Source organism: Roseibium sp. RKSG952, assembly GCF_009711355.1.
In genome coordinates, this window is the sequence record NZ_SMMF01000946.1 from 49,014 (window position 1) to 66,397 (window position 17,384).

A 17,384-nucleotide genomic window follows, 5' to 3' on the forward strand; every position below is an offset into this window, starting at 1 on the left:
CGTCGGCAAACGCGCGTCTGGCGGGTGGCCTGATATGTCCTGCCGCACAGAAAGCTGCTGGCAGTTTGCCAAATTCATGCGCAATCTGAAATATTACCCTGCGATACCCATAACTTTTGATAGTGTTTTAAACGTATGGCGAGTGGTAATACTTCGATTCGCAGGGGCTGTGGGATGGATTCGGGGCATCGGGAAATACTGGTCAGGCTGATGGGGCGCCCGCGGGTGTGTTTCCCGCGTAAAAAGCCGTTTCCGGTCAAGGGATATCTCCTTCTTGCCAATCTTCTGACATCTGCACCGTCCGGGATGACCCGGCAAAGGGCGGCCACCTTGTTGTGGGAGGAGACCGGTCAGTCCCGCGCCATGGCAAATCTGCGTCAGCTTCTGGTGCGCATGCAGGCGGAACAGCCGGAGGAAACACCGCTTGTCACAGTCTCGCCGACGCAGATCGAACTCGGCGCCGGAGCCGCGCGGTCGGATCTGGCGGTTTTCCTGAACGATTGGCAATCGCCCGACAGTCAGAAAAAGGCCGCAGCGATTGCGGAGTTTGGCGGCGACCTGCTTGACGGGATCGAGGCCGAGGGCGAGCAGGTCACCCTGTGGCTGTTGAGCGAACGGGCCAATTTGCGGCAAAAGCTTGCCGATGCATCACGGTCCGCACTTGAAGACCTGACGCGATTCGGCCGGGACAAGGACCGGCAGATCCCGATGATCGCCGACCGTCTGCTTGGCGTCGAGCCTGACACTGCGGATCATTACCGCGCCATTGCTAGGGCATATGCGCGCTGCGGGGATCAGGCCAGTGCGGCGCGGGTGCTGGACCGGATGGCACAGGTTCTGCCGGAGGAGGTGAAAGCGCAACCGTCCGTCCCCCAGGCACAAAACCGCTCCGTTCCGGACGCGCTGCGCGCCAGCGTTGATGCCGCAATGGCGGGCGCACCGGAACCGGCCCAACAGGAAAAGCGCGTTCCGCGTGTTGCCTTTGCGCCGCTTGGCGGGCTGGGGGATCTGACGCAACAGACACTGGCACATGCCTTTGTCGAGGATGTCGCCAACAGTCTGTCCCGGTTCCGCACGTTTCAGGTGATTGCGCCGCACAGCTCGATGAAGGCGCTGGCCTCGAACGATCCGGCCTTGCGGGCAAAGATTCGGTTCGATTTTCTGGTCAAGGGGTTCCTGATGCCCGGCACCGGCCGGGTGTCCTTTACGGTGATCGAGGAAGATAGCGGGGAGATCGTCTGGTCGGCGGAATATGCGCTCGATCCTGCTGCGATGCAGGACACGTTCCGGCTTGTGTCCAAGATGGTGGCGACCAATCTGGCCCGCGAAATCGAGCGCCATATGCTGGACACATCCGGACCAGACAGCCCGGACGCCTATGTGCACCTTTTGCGCGGACAGAATCTGATGAAGACCTGCACCTTGCCGATGGTCCGGCGGGCCCGAAAGGAATTCCGCATGGCGTTGGCCTTCAGTCAGGATTTTGCAATTGCACGGGCCCGGATTGCCCAGACGCAAAACATTGAGTGGCTGCTGCTGGGGGGGGCGGACCCGGAGCTCTTGCATCAGGCAAGGGCTGAAGCCGAGGCGGCCATCGAGTGTGATCCGGCGGTTGGGCTCGGGCATTGGGTCGCGGCCACAACCGCCATCTTCCAGCGAGATGCTAGTACGTCGGTTAAAAAGTTTGGTGAAGCCGAAGCGCTCTGCCCGAATTCGGCGGATCTCTTGATTGAGCAGGCGGGCGTGCTCGCGTTTTCCGGTCAGACCGAAACTGCCTGGCGCCGGTTTGGACACGCAGTCGATCTCAACCCTTTGGCGCCCGATGATTATTGGTGGAAAGGTGCAAGTATTGCGCTTATTCGAAGAGAATTTCGGGAGGCTATACGTTTGTGCAAGCGGATGGAGGATGACGAACCGGCATTGAGGCTCCTGACCGTGACCCACGCATTGGACGGCCAATTGCAACAGGCGCGGCACTATGCACGGCGTCTCTTAGACATCTACCCCGGAATGAGTGCTGAAGAGATGGCACGCCACATTCCGGATGAAGCAATAGGACTTCACGATTCGGTCTTGTCCGGACTGAAGCTCGCCGGAATCAAATAACGCAGCAAGAGGAGAAAATTGCATGGGAAAGTCGCACGTATATGTCATCGGCAAAAGGGGCGAGGGCGTGCTTTTTGTGCGCATGGACCCGTTCAGGGGTTCCTTTGTGTCCGATGAGGCGATCAGGCAATTTGAGGCGGCTCATCCCGGCACGGATGGGTATGCCAAAGTGGCGGCGAGCGCGCGCATCCTGTTCGCAATCGGGGATGACAGTCCCGATACGGATCTCGACAGCGCGATGGCGGAAGGCATCGTCCGGACAGTCGCTTCCGGCGTGCGCATGTCGGATGTCGATTTTGCCTTCAGCGGCACAGCGGACAATACCACCTGGGATGGGGGCACCGCGGTTACATGTTCGCCCTTGAGTGATCCTTTATTCAAGATTGCCGAGAACACAACGCCGGGAACGCTTCAGGACGCTGTGCTGACCGACTAACAAACACGCGTCCGCCGGGCCGTTCGGGTGACCGGCCCGGCTCTTTCCGGTGCTTTGCCTATTTCATCGTCGTGCCATGAGGGCGGGTCGGCGGCTCAAAGACGGGGCCTTGCCACAAGACCGACCGTTATCCCAGACAAGAGCAGCGCGGAGCCGGGATTGGAGAGCCACGGGGCTGGCTGGTCATGGGCTCTCCGGCGCCGGATAAAACCTGGGATTTTATCCCTGAGGACCCGGTGTGGGCAATGTGGCCGGGAAAAACGAATGCACTGGCTGACCGCAAGTCACGACAATTTGTGTGACCCGCCCGATCCAGCATGTTTCGGCCTTTTACGAAGTCCTGAAAGCACAGTTTTAAAACATGACAAGACTATCTGACCCTTTTGATCCTGCTTTCCTGCAGGCATTCGGCATTAGCCGTCTGGGCGACATTACCGGTCTTGATACGCTGGGTATCCCGGTCTGGTTTGCAGTGAGGCCCAATGCCCGGTCCCTCTCTGTCTCGCAGGGAAAGGGGCTGAGCGAATATCAGGCGAAGATTTCGGCGGTGATGGAATCCATCGAGGGAGCGGTTGCGGAACAGACACGGCAACACGTCGTGAACTTTGCGTCCATCAACGATATGGAGAGGTCTGGCGGGGCGATTGTGCCCTTGGCGGAACTCGCGCGCGTTCATGCGGCAAAACTTGACCGTGATGCGGAGCGCGCCTGGGTCGAGGGCCGCTCGCTGGTGACCGGTGCGCCTGTGAGCGCGCCTTACGAGCTGGTCGGTCTCGACATGCGAATGAAGTTTCCCTGGGACAGGGAAAGCTTTCAGATGACATCTCAGGGGCTTGGAGCTCATTTTGACCGTGATCTGGCGCTCAGGCATGCGCTTCTGGAACTGACGGAGCAGGATGGCTCGGTTTCCCTCGACATGTTCGGACTGATGGACGGACGTATACGGGAAGTGACCGGCTATGAAGGTGCAGACGCGCGCCTTGATGCCGCTCTGGCGCTTCTGCGGTCAGCCGGACAGGAAATGCGGTTTCTCTCGCTTCCGGGCCGGTTCGGACTGCCGGTGATTGCCGCCGTGATGAGCCGCAAGGTCGGGGGGCGATCCGGACAGCTGGAACGGACCCCGGGCGGCACCTCCTGCCGCCTGACCATCCATGATGCGATGGTCTCGGCGCTTTTGGAGGCGGCCCAGTCCCGTCTGACGGACATAGCCGGGTCCCGCGATGACATTCCCGCCGACCGCTACAGAAAACACAGCAAGGGCATGATCACGCAAAGCTGCAAGACCATCAGCCTGTCCGATCTTCAGAAGCAGTATGCGCAAGGTCCGGTTAGGGACGATCCCGACTGGAGGCAGATTGTTGACAAGTTGCTGGCGGCAGGGGCGGGTGATGTCTGGATGTTCGATCTGAAAACCCCGGTTGAAGGGGTTCATGTGGTGCGGGTGCTGGCCAGTGGCCTCGAAGCGTCCGGCGGGATCTTTGACGAGATCCCGGCATCGTCCTTTCTGTTCCGCCCCGAGAGCATGGGAGAACCTGTATGAAACCTGTTGTTTTTGCGGGCCCGAGCATCTTCGGCCTGGCTCCTGGCCACATGGACGGGATGGACATGCGCCCGCCTGCGGCCCGGGGTGACATCCTGCGGGCGTTCGAGGGAGGCGCGCGGGTCATCGGCCTGATCGATGGCTATTTCGATGCGGCACCCGCCGTGTGGCACAAGGAGATCCTGTTTGCGCTTGAAGGCGGCTGCTTAATACTCGGGGCTGCCAGCATGGGCGCGCTCAGGGCTGCCGAATGCGACACGTTCGGGATGATGGGCGTCGGCAAGATCTATCAGGACTATGCCTCCGGTGCCCGGGTGTCTGACGCCGACGTGGCTGTCACCCATGCGCCTGCCGAACTTGGGTATCAGCCCCTGACGGTTGCGCAGGTGGATGCCGAGGATGTAATTCTCTCGGCTTTTGCGCAGGAGGTCATTCCGGCCGGTATCCGGGATGACTTGTTGCAAGCCTCGGCTGCGCTTCATTACAAGGAACGGACTTGGGGTGCGATTCTCAACCTTGTGGACTTGGAAGAGGCGCAAAAAAGCCGGTTTCAGGCGGATTTGCCGTGCGTGTTCGACAGTTTGAAGCGCCGCGACGCAGAGGCGTTGTTGACCGTCATCCGGCAGAACCACTCGGCGGACGGCCCGGTGCCCGAGCGGAATTGGCAATTCCAGCACACCCTGTTCTTCCGCGATCTTCAAAACGGGGTCCTTTAGGCAAGGGCCGTTCCGTGGGGTCGGCCAGACCTGCCGAATCGGCGGCATCAGAAATGCGGACACGTCGGCTGAAGCATTTATCGCGCAGGTTCGGTTCCCGGCCGGACATCAGCCTTGCTCTGCCAGATGACCCGGTTCGGCAGGCCAAGGTTAGCGAGGCGAACTCCAATGCATTTTCCAGCGGCTTGACCCTCTCGGCAATATTGCCGAGTGTGCGCTGCGAAGAGGATGCGAAAGTCTGAAGGTTTTCTCGTAAGGAGAGTTTTTTACGGGAAGGTCCGGCAAGGCGGGAGAGGGCAGCTGATGGTTTATTTTCTACTGGGTCTGATTGTGTTTTTCGTCGCGCATACAGTGCCGATGTTTCCGGTCACGCGGCAGCGGCTTGTGGCGGGCATGGGGCCGGTTTCCTACCGCATTTCCTATTCGATCGTGTCGCTGGTCAGCCTGATTGTGATGATCCATGGCTATGCGCAAGTCTTGGGCACGACGCCGATCCTTTATGATCCGCCCCACTGGGCCAGGCACCTGACGATGCTGTTGATGTTGCCGGTTTTTCCGCTTCTGATTGCGGCATATGTGCAAGGCCGCATCAAGCGCGTTGCCAAGCATCCGATGCTGGTTGCCGTCAAGTTCTGGGCGCTGGCGCATCTGCTGGTCCGTGGCGACCTGGCGTCCGTTCTGCTGTTCGGCAGTTTTCTGGTCTGGGCGGTTGCGGACCGGATCTCTGTGAAGCGCCGCCACGGGGGCGAGCCTTCGGTTGCAATTCACGTCGATGAAAACCGGCCCTTTGTGGACGGTCTGGTGATTTTGGCCGGGTTGATTCTCTATGGATTGTTCGTTTGGAAGCTTCACTGGCTTGTCATTGGCGTTCCCTTGTCCTAATCAGGCACTCCAACACGGCACGTAAACGGGGCTTGTCAGCTCTTTGCCCCATTTGCGCCATTAAACCGTTGAAAACAGTCGGCTCCGGTGAGTCTCCGGAGCGGCCTGTGCGGCGGGTCTGATGGGGCCATTCGCTGAAGTGAACTGAGGAATAAGACACGAATGTCCGACATTTTTCGTGAAGTCGATGAAGATATCCGCAAGGAGAAATACCGTCGGCTTTGGGATCGCTTCGGGGTGTGGGTGATTGCTGTCGCGGTTCTGATTGTCGTTGGAACTGGCGGTTATCGCGGCTGGCTCTATTGGGAATCGCAAAAGGCGGCTGAAGCCGGCGATACATTCGTGGAGGCGAACCGTCTGGCGGATGGCGGCAATTATCAGGAAGCCAAGGCGCTGTTCGATGCGCTCGGCAAGTCGACCGGCGGATATCCGGTGCTGGCCCGCCTGCGCGAGGCGACCATGTTGAGCCAGGAAGGCCGCAGCGAAGAAGCGCTCGTTGCCTTTGACGAGATCTCCCGTGACGGCAGCGTCGAAAAGACCCTTCAGGACATCGCGGCCTTGCGCGCCGGGTATCTTGCGGTCGATCTTGAAGACTATAATGCGGTTGCAGACCGTGTGGAAGGCCTGTCGGCCGACGGTGAGCCGTTCCGGGCTGCTGCGCGCGAGATTCTTGCCGTCAGCGCATGGAAGGGGGGCGACATCAATGCCGCCCGGTCCTGGATCTCCAAGATCGAGGACGATGCGGGCACACCCACGGATGTAACCCGCCGAATTGGAATTTTGAACGACGTGATCCAGTCCGAACATGGTAGCGCCGAGACTTCTGGCGAGGAGGCCAGCCAATAATGACAGGTACAACTCGCGCCCGCATGCGCGCACTCGGCTGCGTGGTCGGATTGAGCACTCTACTGGCCGCCTGCGGCGGGGGTGTTTCGGAATTTGCAGGCTCCCTGAATCCGTTTGGGGGCAAGGAAGAGATTCTTGAAGGCGATCGGCAACCCGTTTTCGAAGGGGTTGATCCGGCAGCAGCTGCGACCGGAAAGGCTGCCGCAGTCGGTTCGGCAACCGGCGGCCAGACATGGCCGACAGCTGGTGGTGGCGAGCGGAATGATCCGGGCAATCTTGCCGTGTCGATTTCCGGGCAACGGGCGTGGAAGGCCAATATCGGTGCGTCAGGCGGCGGTTTGACATCGTCTGCCTTGCGTCCGTCTGCAAGGCCGGTCAGCGATGGCAGCCGGATTTTCGTCTACAAGCCGGATGGTGAAGTTGTTGCCCTCTCCACGTCGGGCAGCCGGGTCTGGAGCCAGAAGCTCCGCCCTGAAGGCGAGCGCGACATTGCCCCGGGGGGCGGCGTTGCTGTTTCCGGCGGCAAGGTGTTTGCCGCGACCGGCTACCGGCAGGTGTCCGCGCTGGATGCAAGTTCGGGGCAGTTGTTGTGGACTGCCGAACTTGATACCCCGGCCCGTGGGGCTCCGGCGGTTGGCGGCGGTCATGTTTTTGTCGTGACCCAGTCAAACGAGGTCTATGCGCTGAATGTTGCTGACGGCACGCAGGCCTGGACCTATATCGGGATCGACGAGACGGCGGGTCTTCTGTCTGCAGCCGACCCGGCCATCGCCGGAAACACGGTGGTTGTACCGTTCTCCTCCGGTGAGATCATGGCGATCGATATCAAGACGGGCGAACCGAAATGGATTGACGGCGTTGCCCGTGGTTTCCGCACCTTGGCGCTTTCCGGTCTGGCGGATGTGTCTGCGAGCCCGGTGATTGCAGGTGACACGGTTTATGCGACAGGTGTTGCCGGCCGGACCATTGCAGCGTCCCTTAAAACGGGCCAGCGGCAATGGGATCAGGACCTCGGCAGCGTGCATACGCCAATCGTGTCCGGAAATGCGCTGTTTTTGGTTGATCTCGACGACCGGATGGTGGCACTTGACCGCAAGACCGGCGAAACGCTTTGGGCGACAAGCCTGCCCCGGCCGGAAAAGAAGAAGCGGCGGCGCAATTGGGCCGGGCCGATTCTGGCCAACGGCGCCTTGGTTGCCATGTCGAGTGATGGACGTTTTGTCGCTGTCGACGCAAAGTCCGGTCAGATCATGACCACGACGAACGTCAATACGGATGTGTTTGTGACCCCGATTGTTGCCGGAGGCCGTATGGTCGTCCTCGATGGTGATTCGTCGGTCGCAGCTTTCAATTGATGATCCGCAAGAGTATTGCGGAGTAGGAGTACCTGACTGTGGGCGCAACCGTCGCCATTATCGGCCGGCCGAATGTCGGCAAATCGACCCTGTTCAACCGTCTGGTCGGCAAGCGCCTCGCGCTTGTCGACGACACGCCGGGCGTGACGCGTGACCGCCGCCCGGGCGAAGCGCGGCTGGGGGACCTGAAATTCACGATCGTGGATACCGCGGGGTTGGAAGATGCGGAGTCTTCCAGTCTGGAAGGGCGCATGCGCCGCCAGACCGAAGAAGCCATCGAGACCGCGGATGCGGTCTTGTTTGTTATTGACGCCCGTGCGGGCGTCACGCCTCTGGATGCCCATTTTGCCGAAGTTGCCCGTAAGACCACCCGCCCGGTGATCCTTCTGGCGAACAAGGCCGAAGGCCGCGCTGGCGAAAGCGGGCTCTACGAATCCTATTCCCTGGGTCTTGGCGAGCCGATTGCCGTTTCTGCCGAGCACGGCGAGGGATTGGCCGATCTCTATGATGCGCTGAAGCCCTATGTCGATCAGGCGAACGAGGAAGAAGAGTCCAGGCGCGAAGAGGCCATCACCAACATCGATGTCAATGAAGACGGCGAGCTGGTGGATGACGAGGATCCGGTCGGAACTCCCGACCGTCCGCTGCGGGTCGCCATTGTGGGACGCCCGAATGCCGGGAAGTCGACTCTGATCAACAATCTGCTCGGGGAAGACCGGATGCTGACCGGGCCAGAAGCGGGCATCACGCGCGATTCGATCTCGGTCGACTGGGAATGGCGCGAACGCCACATCAAGCTGTTTGACACTGCCGGCATCCGCCGCAAGTCGCGGGTTCAGGAGAAGCTGGAAAAACTCTCCGTTGCCGACGCCTTGCGTGCGATCAAGTTTGCCGAAGTCGTGGTCGTGACGCTGGACGCAACGAATTCCTTTGAAAAACAAGACCTTCAGATCATTGATCTCGTTGCCCGCGAAGGCCGGGCGTTGGTTATTGCGATCAACAAATGGGATCTGGTCGAGGACCGGGAAGCGGCCTGGAAGAAGATCCGCGACGCAAACGAACGCTATTTCAATCAGATCCGTGGCGTGAAGATTGCTACCTTGTCCGGTTTGCAGGGCCAGGGCATCGACCGGCTGATGGAAAGTGTTTTCACGGCTTATGAAGCGTGGAATGCGCGCGTGTCCACCTCGAAACTCAATCGCTGGCTTGAGAAGGTCACGGTCAACCATCCGCCTCCCGCAGTGGCCGGGCGCCGGATCCGGTTGCGTTATCTGACCCAGCCGAAGACACGCCCGCCGCATTTCGTCGCGTTTTGTTCCCGTCCCGAACAGCTTCCGGAAAGCTATACCCGCTATCTGGTCAACTCGCTGCGTCAGACCTTCGACATTCAGGGAACCCCGATCCGGTTTTCCTACCGAAAGGGCGAAAACCCTTATGTCTCTCGGAAAAAATGACGTTAGAATTTCATAGGCCCGCCAATAAACATTGATAGCCGTGCCCCAATCCGACCGTAAGGACGGATTGGGTCACGATATTCATGGGCCTCTCAAGGCTTTCAGGAGTTTGAGAATATGGCGTTGGATCGCTACGAGTTTGCCTGCACGCTTGCCGAAAAGGCCGGGGACCTCGCTCTTCAGTATTTCCGGCAGCTCGATACGCTTCAAGTCAGTGAAAAAGGTCATCAGGACCTTGTGTCTGAAGCTGATCGGGATGTGGAAACGCTGATCCGGCTTGAGCTTGAAAAGGCATTTCCGGATGACGGGGTCGTCGGTGAAGAGCATGGCGCGCGTGAAGGCACGTCCGGTTACACTTGGGTGATTGATCCGATTGACGGCACCGCAAATTTCGTCGCCGGAATTCCGCAATGGTGTGTGATTCTCGCCTGTACGTTCGGCAACGAGACCATTATCGGTGTTATCCGCGATCCGAGTGCCGGGGAAACCTTTCGCGCCAAGCGCGGCGGGGGCGCCTATGTCAATGACCGGGCGATCAGCGCGTCAACGAGCGACAGTCTTTCGAGAGGGTCCGTCGGAATCGGCTTCAACGGCCGTACAAAGGCAACGGACGCAATCAATGCCATCGGCGGGCTGGTTTCGAAAGGCGGCGTCTTCTTCCGGAACGCATCCGGCGGGCTGATGCTTGCCTATGCGGCCTCCGGCCGGCTGATCGGCTATCTGGAGCCGCATATGAACCCTTGGGATTGTCTTGCGGGCATGTTGATCACCGAAGAGGCTGGCGGCCTGGTAGATCCGTTTGATGGCGCAAGTGTCGTTGCCAAGGGAACGCGGGTCATTGTCGGTGCGCCGGGTGTTTTCGAGGATCTCAAGGAAATCGCCGAGGCATCCTTCGCACCGCTTGCCTGAGGGCCGCCGGGCTTCTCCCAAACGCCATACTATTGCGGAGCGCAGAACACGCAATTGGTGTGTTCTGCTGCTGGTCGTACATACCGTTTGAACTGCTGCGCCGTTTGCAGTCAAATGGACGTTAGGTTATCAAAAAAACACAAACCCGCTTGACCCTTGACCTCCGGAGTCTGGTGATGCGCAGACTTGCAGCCCGGTTGATAGGTGCTTGTTTCCTCGCCTTTGCGCTGGTAGCGCGCCCTTGTGCTGCCGGGGACAAGTGGATCATCGATACCGACATGGGAATTGATGACTGGCTGGCGATCGGCTACATGCTCCGCGCTGCCGAGAAGGACATTCTGGCGATAAGCGTTTCCGGGGATGGGCTGGACTATTGTCCTGATGGCGTTGTCAATGTCCGGCGGTTGATGGCATTGGCGCATGCTGGGACACGCGGAATTCAAACCGCTTGCGGCTCGCCATGGCCTCTGGAGGGCTATGCGCGATATCCAAAAGCCTGGCGAACGGCTGCAAACACCATGATGGGTCTGTCGGACAGGCTTCCTGACGTGCCCGAGCAAAGGGCCGTGCTGTCTTCTTCCGGCTTGATGGCGGAACTGCTCGAAACCAGCCCTGAGCCGGTCTCAATTCTGTCTCTGGGTGGCTTTACCGAAATTGCATCTGTGCTTTATGCGAGGCCGGAGCTCGTTACCAAAATCAAGCGGATCGTTGCGATGGCCGGTGCTGTAGCGGTTCCAGGCAATATCCGGGTCGAGGGGTTCACGGATGGCAATCCGAACCGGACTGCCGAATGGAATGTCTACATTGATCCGGTTGCCGCGAAAATCGTGTTTGAAAGCGGCGTTCCGGTCCTGTTGGTGCCTTTGGACGCCACCAACGTCGTCCCGGTCACCAATGCGTTCGTCCAGCGGCTGGAAGCAGCCGACCGAAAGGACCCTGTGGCGGGCTTTTTGGGGGCTGTTTTGAACAAGGTCGTCAACGACCCGCAGATTGGCGGATACAAGAACTGGGACCCGCTTGCTGCGGTGGTCAGTCTTCATACGGGCATTTGCCGTCTTGAAAAACGCCGGTTAACCGTGAATGTCCGAACAGTCGCGTCGCTGCCCTCCGGGGAGCTCCGGAGTTCTTTCCCGGCGGCCAACTGGCGGGGTGAACGCCGGCACATGCTGGATCCGGCGGCGGCTGGCGCGCTGGTGTCCGTTCCGTCTGCTCCGGAAGTCTCGGTCTGCATGCATGTCGCGCCACCGGACTATGAAGCGCTTTTCCTGAAGGCTATGAGCCATGGCAGCGATGCGGGCAATTCTGCCGGCAAGACCTCCGGGGGGAACCGGTAGGGGAACGTCCGGGGGAATGGGGGCTCAAGCTCAGGTGAGATAGCCCCCTTGTTCGCAATGCTACTCGCTGGCGAGAAAGTCCAGCGTGTCATCCGAGAGCCGGTCGTAGAGGCATCCGGTGCGGGGGTAGGATGTTGACACCAGTTGCAGCAAGGCCGGGGCGATTTCTTCCGGAGCGGCCACGGTTTGCGGATCCTCGCCCGGCATGGCCTTGGCCCGCAAGCCGGTCCGGACTGGACCCGGGTCGGCCAGATTGACTTTCAGGGAGCTCTTCTGCGTTTCTGCCGCATAAGTCCGCACCAGGGCTTCAAGTGCTGCCTTTGTGCTCGCCTGCAGGCCCCAGAAAGGTGTGCAGCTGTGAGCCTGTGCAGCTGTCAGAAACAGGGCCCGTCCAGCGTCGGACTGCCGCAACAGCGCGTCCAGAGAACGCAAAAGCCGCCAGTTGGCAGTCACGTTGGTGGCCATGGCCTCATCGAAGGTCTTTACCTTGATATGGCCAATCGGCGACAATGTGCCGAGCATGCCGGCATTGCCGATCAGGACGTCGAGCTTGCCCCAGCGTTCGTAGATGGCCGCTCCGAGGCGGTCGAGCGCCTCGAAGTCCTTCAAATCGACCGGGACCAGTGTGGCGGCTTCCCCACCGGCGGACTTGATCTCGTCATCAAGTTCCTCAAGAGCGCCGACGGTACGTGCAAGCGCAATCACATGAGCCCCACGGGCGCCAAGTTGCCGTGCCAGCTGATAGCCGATCCCGCGCGAAGCGCCGGTTACCAGCGCGACGCGGCCTTCAAAATCTCGTTCCATTCAATTGACCTGTTACTGTACTTCCACCAGCCGCGGTGGACGGGAGACGTCGTTGTCCTCGGCAATGTCGGTGAGAAGGGTCGGATAGTCTCCGGTGAAGCAATGATCGGTGAATTGTGGGGCTGCCTTGTTGCGGCCCTCATACCCCATCGCCCGGTAGACACCGTCAATGGAGAGGAAGGCGAGGCTGTCCACACCGATATAGCTGCGCATCTCTTCGAGATTGTATTTCGCAGCCAGAAGCTTTTCCCGGACGGGCGTATCAATGCCGTAATAGTCGGAATACTTGATCGGCGGGCTAGACAGCCGGAAATGCACTTCCCGGGCACCCGCTTCGCGGATCATCTGGACGATTTTCACCGATGTCGTGCCGCGTACGAGACTGTCGTCGACAAGAATAACCCGCTTGCCCTCGATCTGGGCGCGGTTGGCCGAATGCTTCAGCTTGACCCCGAGTGTGCGGATCGCCTGGGTTGGCTCGATGAACGTGCGTCCGACATAGTGGTTGCGAATGATGCCGAGTTCAAACGGAATGCCGCTTTCCTGGCTGTAGCCGATTGCGGCCGGAACACCGCTGTCGGGCACCGGAACAACAACATCGGCCTCGACGTGGCTTTCGCGGGCCAGTTCCATTCCGAAGCTCTTGCGCACGTCATAAACGGAGCGGCCCGCGAGGACGGAATCCGGCCGCGAGAAATAGATATATTCGAAGATGTCCGGACGGGCCGGACGTTTACCGAACGGGAAGTGGGAGGTGATGCCGCCTGGTGTGCAGACAATGACTTCGCCGTTTTCGACTTCCCGGATGAACTTGGCGCCGATGATGTCGAGGGCGCAGGTTTCCGACGCAAAGACCGGTGCGCCATTCAGGTCGCCAAGCACCAGCGGGCGGATGCCAAGCGGGTCGCGTGCACCGATCAGTTTCTTGGCGGTCAACGCGACGAGTGCATAGGCGCCTTCCATCTGGGTGATGGCATCAATGAACCTGTCGACGATCTTCTTTTCTCGCGAGCGGGCCAGAAGCTGGAGCACGACCTCGGAATCCGATGTCGACTGGCAAATTGCGCCGTCCATGATCAGCTGCTTGCGCAAGGTCATGGCATTTGTGAAGTGGCCATTGTGGCAGATGGCAACGCCGCCGCCTTCGAGTTCGGCAAACAGCGGTTGGACATTGCGTATGATCGGCTCGCCGCTTGTGGAGTAGCGCACATGGCCGATGGCAGCGTGACCGCTCAGCTTGTCGATCACATCCGCACTGGAGAAGCTGTCACCCACAAGACCCAGATGTCGCTCGGCGCGGAACTGGCCATTGTCAAATGTCACGATCCCGGCGGCCTCCTGGCCACGATGCTGAAGCGCGTGCAGCCCGAGCGCGGTCAAGGCGCTGGCATCCTCGTGCCCCAGAACGCCGAACACGCCGCATTCCTCATGCAGACGGTCTTCTTCCAGATCGAGTGGTTCAATAAGCTCGGTCCCGCCGCTCATGGCGAACTCCTTGTGATGTTACTCATCGGCCAAAGGCCGGAAACAGCGCCCGCTTAGCGCATGGCGCACGTGATTTCCAGTGATCCAGTCACAAAAAAGGCAGGGAACTCCCTGCCTGATATTGTTCAGTTGCCCGTTGTCGTCAACTGGTTGAGGCCCTGACGCTCCGAAGCGCTGTAGGCCGGCTCTTCGCCGGTGACCGGGCTGGCTTGCTGGTCCGGGTCGAGACCGCGCAAACGGTCGATGATTTCCTGCTCCGGATCTTCGGGCAAGAGCGCCACAAGCTGTTCGCCGATCGAGATCAGGATGGGCCGGGATTTCGCTTGCAAGACCCAGGCGGGCTGCTGGGCCGGCTGGACAAACCAGTTGAAGAACATCATGGCCACAACAACCAGCAACAATCCCCGGGCTGCTCCAAAAACAAACCCGAGCGTGCGGTCGAGGGCCCCGATCCGGCTGTCGAGAACGAAGTCCGAGATCCGCATTGTGAGATAGCTGACCACCAGCAATGTGATCAGGAACACCACCGCGACCGATGCGCCGAGGGCAACGAGGTCGTGATTGATGTATTGCTTGGCGTAGGGCAGAACGCTTTCATAAAGGAAATAGGCTGCCGCAGCCGCGACGACCCAGGACACGATCGAAAGAACTTCGCGGACAAACCCCCGGATCATGGCCAGGAATGCCGACATAAGCATGATCACGAGTAGTATACCGTCGAGCAACGTGATCGGCATGGTCTTGAGGTGTCCTTTTCCTGTCGTGGCCAATTTCAGGCCGTTTTTTCGTTGAGCGTTAATTCAGGAAGCTTTCTTGGCACTTGCTGCCGCCGAAAGTTTGGCAACAAAATCCCCAAGTTCCTGCAGGCCGGTGACCTGCAGCCCCCCTGAAACGCCGTCCTTCAGATTGCCATCAGGACAATATGCCTGATCGAAACCCAGTTTCTGCGCTTCCTTCAATCTGGATTGCGCCTGAGCGACCGGACGGATCGCTCCCGATAAACTGACTTCGCCGAAATAAACGCAATCGGCGGGAAGGGCAAGACCGCTTAGGGACGACACGAGTGCTGCCGCAACGGCGAGATCGGCGCCGGGTTCATTGACCTTCAGTCCGCCGGCGACATTCAGGTAGACGTCGTGTTGTGAAAATCGTACCCCGCACCGGGCTTCCAGAACGGCGAGGATCATCGACAGTCTGGCATTGTCCCATCCGATGACCGCCCGCCGGGGTGTTCCAAGGGTGGACGGGGCAACCAAGGCCTGGATCTCGATCAGAAGCGGGCGCGAGCCCTCAAGACCAGCAAAAACCGCAGAACCCGGTGCATTGCCGGTCCGGTCCCCCAGAAAAAGGGCTGAGGGATTGGCCACTTCCACGAGGCCTTTGCCGGTCATCTCGAAAACGCCGATTTCGTCGGTGGCGCCGAAGCGGTTCTTGACGGAGCGCAGGATCCGGTACTGGTGAGCGCCATCGCCCTCGAAATAGAGCACCGCATCGACCATATGTTCGACCACGCGCGGGCCTGCAATCTGACCGTCCTTGGTTACGTGTCCAACAAGAACCAATGTGGTGCCGTGTTTCTTGGCATAGCGGACCATGGCCTGGGCGGAGGCGCGCACCTGTGTGACGGTGCCGGGCGGCGAATCGACCTGATCCGTCCACAGTGTTTGCACTGAATCAAGGATCAGGAGGGCAGGCGGGTTTCCTGCCTCCAGTGTGGCGAGAATATCCTCGACGCTGGTTTCGGCGGCAAGTGCCACCGGTGCATTGGCCAGCCCGAGGCGTTCCGCGCGCAACCGCACCTGTCCGATCGCTTCCTCGCCGGAAATATAGACGGTCTTGTGTCCCAGAGAGGCGAGGGCGGATGCTGCCTGGATGAGAAGGGTCGATTTCCCGATCCCCGGATCGCCGCCGACCAGAAGAGCCGATCCGCGCACGAAACCGCCTCCGGTAACGCGGTCCAGTTCGGCAACTCGGCTTTGAATGCGGGGCGCCTCCTTTGCGTCTCCGGACAGTCCGACCAAGGGGATGACCCGTCCGCGAGACTTGGAAACCTTGCCGGGCCCGCCGCCGATGCCGCCGCCGGTTTGTTCCTCGACAATCGTGTTCCATTCGCCACAGGATTCGCAGCGCCCCTGCCACTTGGTGGAGATCGCGCCACAAGACTGGCAAACAAAACTGGTGGACCGGCGGGCCATGCGCGAAAACGTGCTCCTAAGCGGCAAGCGGGCCATAGTGCCGGAGAAAGCGGCGGCCCAAACTTGTCAGATATTCATAATCGATGGTTTGCGCATACGCGGCCAGGTCGGCAGCGGCAACATTGGGGCCGAGCATTTCCACAAATGCGCCGCGGCGTGCCAACGGCTGGGGGACGTCCGTGACATCAATCGCGATCATGTCCATGGAAACCCTGCCGACCAAGGGGACTTTTCGTCCGGCGAGCACTGCAAAGGCTCCGGGCGCGTTGTCGGAAGAACCGGCACGGCGCAAGAGCCCGTCTGCATAGCCTGACGCAACGACGGCAATGGTCATGTCCCGTTGCGCCGTCTGGGCCGCGCCATATCCGATCGTTTCGCCTGCCGGAACCTCCCGGGTGACAAGAATGCGCGCTTCGACCTTGGCAACCGGTTCGAGTTCTGTCCCTGGCGTGTCCACGGCCCGTCCGCCGTAAAGCGCGATACCGGGCCTTGCGAGATCGAAGTGATACTCATGGCCAAGAAAAACGCCTGCTGAATTCGACAAGGAGCGCGGAATGTGGCTGTATTTTCCGGTGATCCCGGTAAACAGGTCCAGTTGTTTGGCGTTGAGGCTGCTGTCCGGTGTGGATCCGCAGGCCAGATGGCTCATCAACAGACAGGGATCAAAAGATGCGAGGAGTTCCGGGTCCGCCATCAAGACCTTGAACGCCTCCAGCCGCAGCCCCAGGCGGTTCATCCCTGTGTCAATGTGGATTGCGGCGGGATGAGCTTCCTTTGTTGCCCGGCAAAACGATGCCCACTCTATGATTTCCGGCATCGATCCGAGGACGGGCCGGATCCGGTTCACTGCATAGGCGTCGGAACAGTTGGGAAACAGTCCGTTCAGCACATAGATGGTGGCCTTGGGCAGCGCCTTGCGCAAACGGATGGCCTCAAGCGGCAGGGCGACAAAGAAAGTGGTGCAACCGGCATCTGCCAGCGCCTTGGACGTTTCAATCAGACCGGTCCCGTATGCGTCGGCCTTGACTGTTGCGGCGCACGCGGATCCCGGACGCAAGCGGTCGCGAAGGCTGCGCCAGTTGCGCGCGATCGCTTGCGTGTCGATGGTCAGGTGGCCACCGGCCAGCAGTTCGGAGATGCTGTCCGGGTCCGGCAATCTGTTGCCCTGTCCTGCTGTTGTTGCCAATTGCGCCGCCATTTTGCTTGCTTTGCGCGCTTATGCGGGGAACGCACAAAGACGTGTGTGCCCGTGTCCTGAGGCTCTTGCCCTGATCTGTCTTAAATGGGTCGCCGCGCTTTGCCAAGAAGAGTGCCCGGGTGGC

15 protein-coding genes are annotated in these 17,384 nt (G+C 60.0%); 10 read left to right on the forward strand and 5 right to left on the reverse strand.

What is annotated here, in order from left to right; translation table 11 throughout:
- Window positions 1–174: 174 nt before the first annotated feature.
- The 10 genes from E1297_RS30680 to E1297_RS30725 all read left to right on the forward strand — a co-directional run bounded on the left by E1297_RS30680 (window position 175) and on the right by E1297_RS30725 (window position 11,578).
- Entirely contained in the window at window positions 175–2,106 is a 1,932-nt protein-coding gene (locus E1297_RS30680; protein WP_196223446.1) for a BTAD domain-containing putative transcriptional regulator, read from the forward strand.
- A 22-nt stretch (window positions 2,107–2,128) separates the two neighbouring features.
- Window positions 2,129–2,542, forward strand: coding sequence for a hypothetical protein (locus E1297_RS30685; protein WP_155144797.1), 414 nt, complete (start codon window positions 2,129–2,131; stop codon window positions 2,540–2,542).
- Window positions 2,543–2,903: 361 nt separating this feature from the next.
- Window positions 2,904–4,082 carry a YcaO-like family protein gene (locus E1297_RS30690; RefSeq protein ID WP_155144798.1) on the forward strand — a complete coding sequence of 393 codons (1,179 nt, stop codon included), beginning with the start codon at window positions 2,904–2,906 and terminating at the stop codon, window positions 4,080–4,082.
- Window positions 4,079–4,798 (forward strand): TfuA-like protein, encoded by a 720-nt coding sequence (locus E1297_RS30695; RefSeq protein WP_155144799.1) that lies wholly within the window; start codon window positions 4,079–4,081, stop codon window positions 4,796–4,798. The genes E1297_RS30690 and E1297_RS30695 overlap by 4 nt, the downstream gene beginning before the upstream one ends.
- Window positions 4,799–5,101: 303 nt before the next feature.
- On the forward strand, window positions 5,102–5,680 hold the full coding sequence (locus E1297_RS30700; protein ID WP_155144800.1) for an NnrU family protein: 579 nt from the start codon (window positions 5,102–5,104) through the stop codon (window positions 5,678–5,680).
- Between the two features lie 162 nt (window positions 5,681–5,842).
- Entirely contained in the window at window positions 5,843–6,526 is a 684-nt protein-coding gene (locus tag E1297_RS30705; protein WP_155144801.1) for a tetratricopeptide repeat protein, read from the forward strand.
- Complete coding sequence (locus E1297_RS30710; protein ID WP_155144802.1) at window positions 6,526–7,881, forward strand: PQQ-binding-like beta-propeller repeat protein; 1,356 nt, start codon at window positions 6,526–6,528, stop codon at window positions 7,879–7,881. The genes E1297_RS30705 and E1297_RS30710 overlap by 1 nt, the downstream gene beginning before the upstream one ends.
- A gap of 38 nt (window positions 7,882–7,919) precedes the next feature.
- Window positions 7,920–9,335 (forward strand): ribosome biogenesis GTPase Der, encoded by a 1,416-nt coding sequence (gene der / locus E1297_RS30715; protein ID WP_368669748.1) that lies wholly within the window; start codon window positions 7,920–7,922, stop codon window positions 9,333–9,335.
- A 117-nt stretch (window positions 9,336–9,452) separates the two neighbouring features.
- Window positions 9,453–10,244 carry an inositol monophosphatase family protein gene (locus tag E1297_RS30720; protein WP_155144804.1) on the forward strand — a complete coding sequence of 264 codons (792 nt, stop codon included), beginning with the start codon at window positions 9,453–9,455 and terminating at the stop codon, window positions 10,242–10,244.
- Window positions 10,245–10,420: 176 nt separating this feature from the next.
- Window positions 10,421–11,578: a nucleoside hydrolase gene (locus tag E1297_RS30725; protein WP_155144805.1), complete on the forward strand. Its 1,158-nt coding sequence runs from the start codon at window positions 10,421–10,423 to the stop codon at window positions 11,576–11,578.
- A 60-nt stretch (window positions 11,579–11,638) separates the two neighbouring features.
- Here the strand turns inward: E1297_RS30725 and E1297_RS30730 are convergent, their stop codons facing one another.
- The 5 genes from E1297_RS30730 to alr form a co-directional block, all read right to left on the reverse strand.
- Entirely contained in the window at window positions 11,639–12,382 is a 744-nt protein-coding gene (locus E1297_RS30730; RefSeq protein WP_155144806.1) for an SDR family NAD(P)-dependent oxidoreductase, read from the reverse strand.
- Window positions 12,383–12,394: 12 nt separating this feature from the next.
- Window positions 12,395–13,867, reverse strand: a complete 1,473-nt coding sequence (gene purF / locus E1297_RS30735) for an amidophosphoribosyltransferase (RefSeq protein ID WP_155144807.1) — start codon at window positions 13,865–13,867, stop codon at window positions 12,395–12,397.
- 125 nt (window positions 13,868–13,992) lie between these two features.
- Window positions 13,993–14,604, reverse strand: coding sequence for a CvpA family protein (locus tag E1297_RS30740; protein WP_155144808.1), 612 nt, complete (start codon window positions 14,602–14,604; stop codon window positions 13,993–13,995).
- 63 nt (window positions 14,605–14,667) lie between these two features.
- Window positions 14,668–16,062, reverse strand: a complete 1,395-nt coding sequence (gene radA, locus E1297_RS30745; RefSeq protein ID WP_155144809.1) for a DNA repair protein RadA — start codon at window positions 16,060–16,062, stop codon at window positions 14,668–14,670.
- Between the two features lie 16 nt (window positions 16,063–16,078).
- Window positions 16,079–17,248, reverse strand: coding sequence for an alanine racemase (gene alr, locus E1297_RS30750; RefSeq protein WP_244327947.1), 1,170 nt, complete (start codon window positions 17,246–17,248; stop codon window positions 16,079–16,081).
- Between the last annotated feature and the right edge of the window lie 136 nt (window positions 17,249–17,384).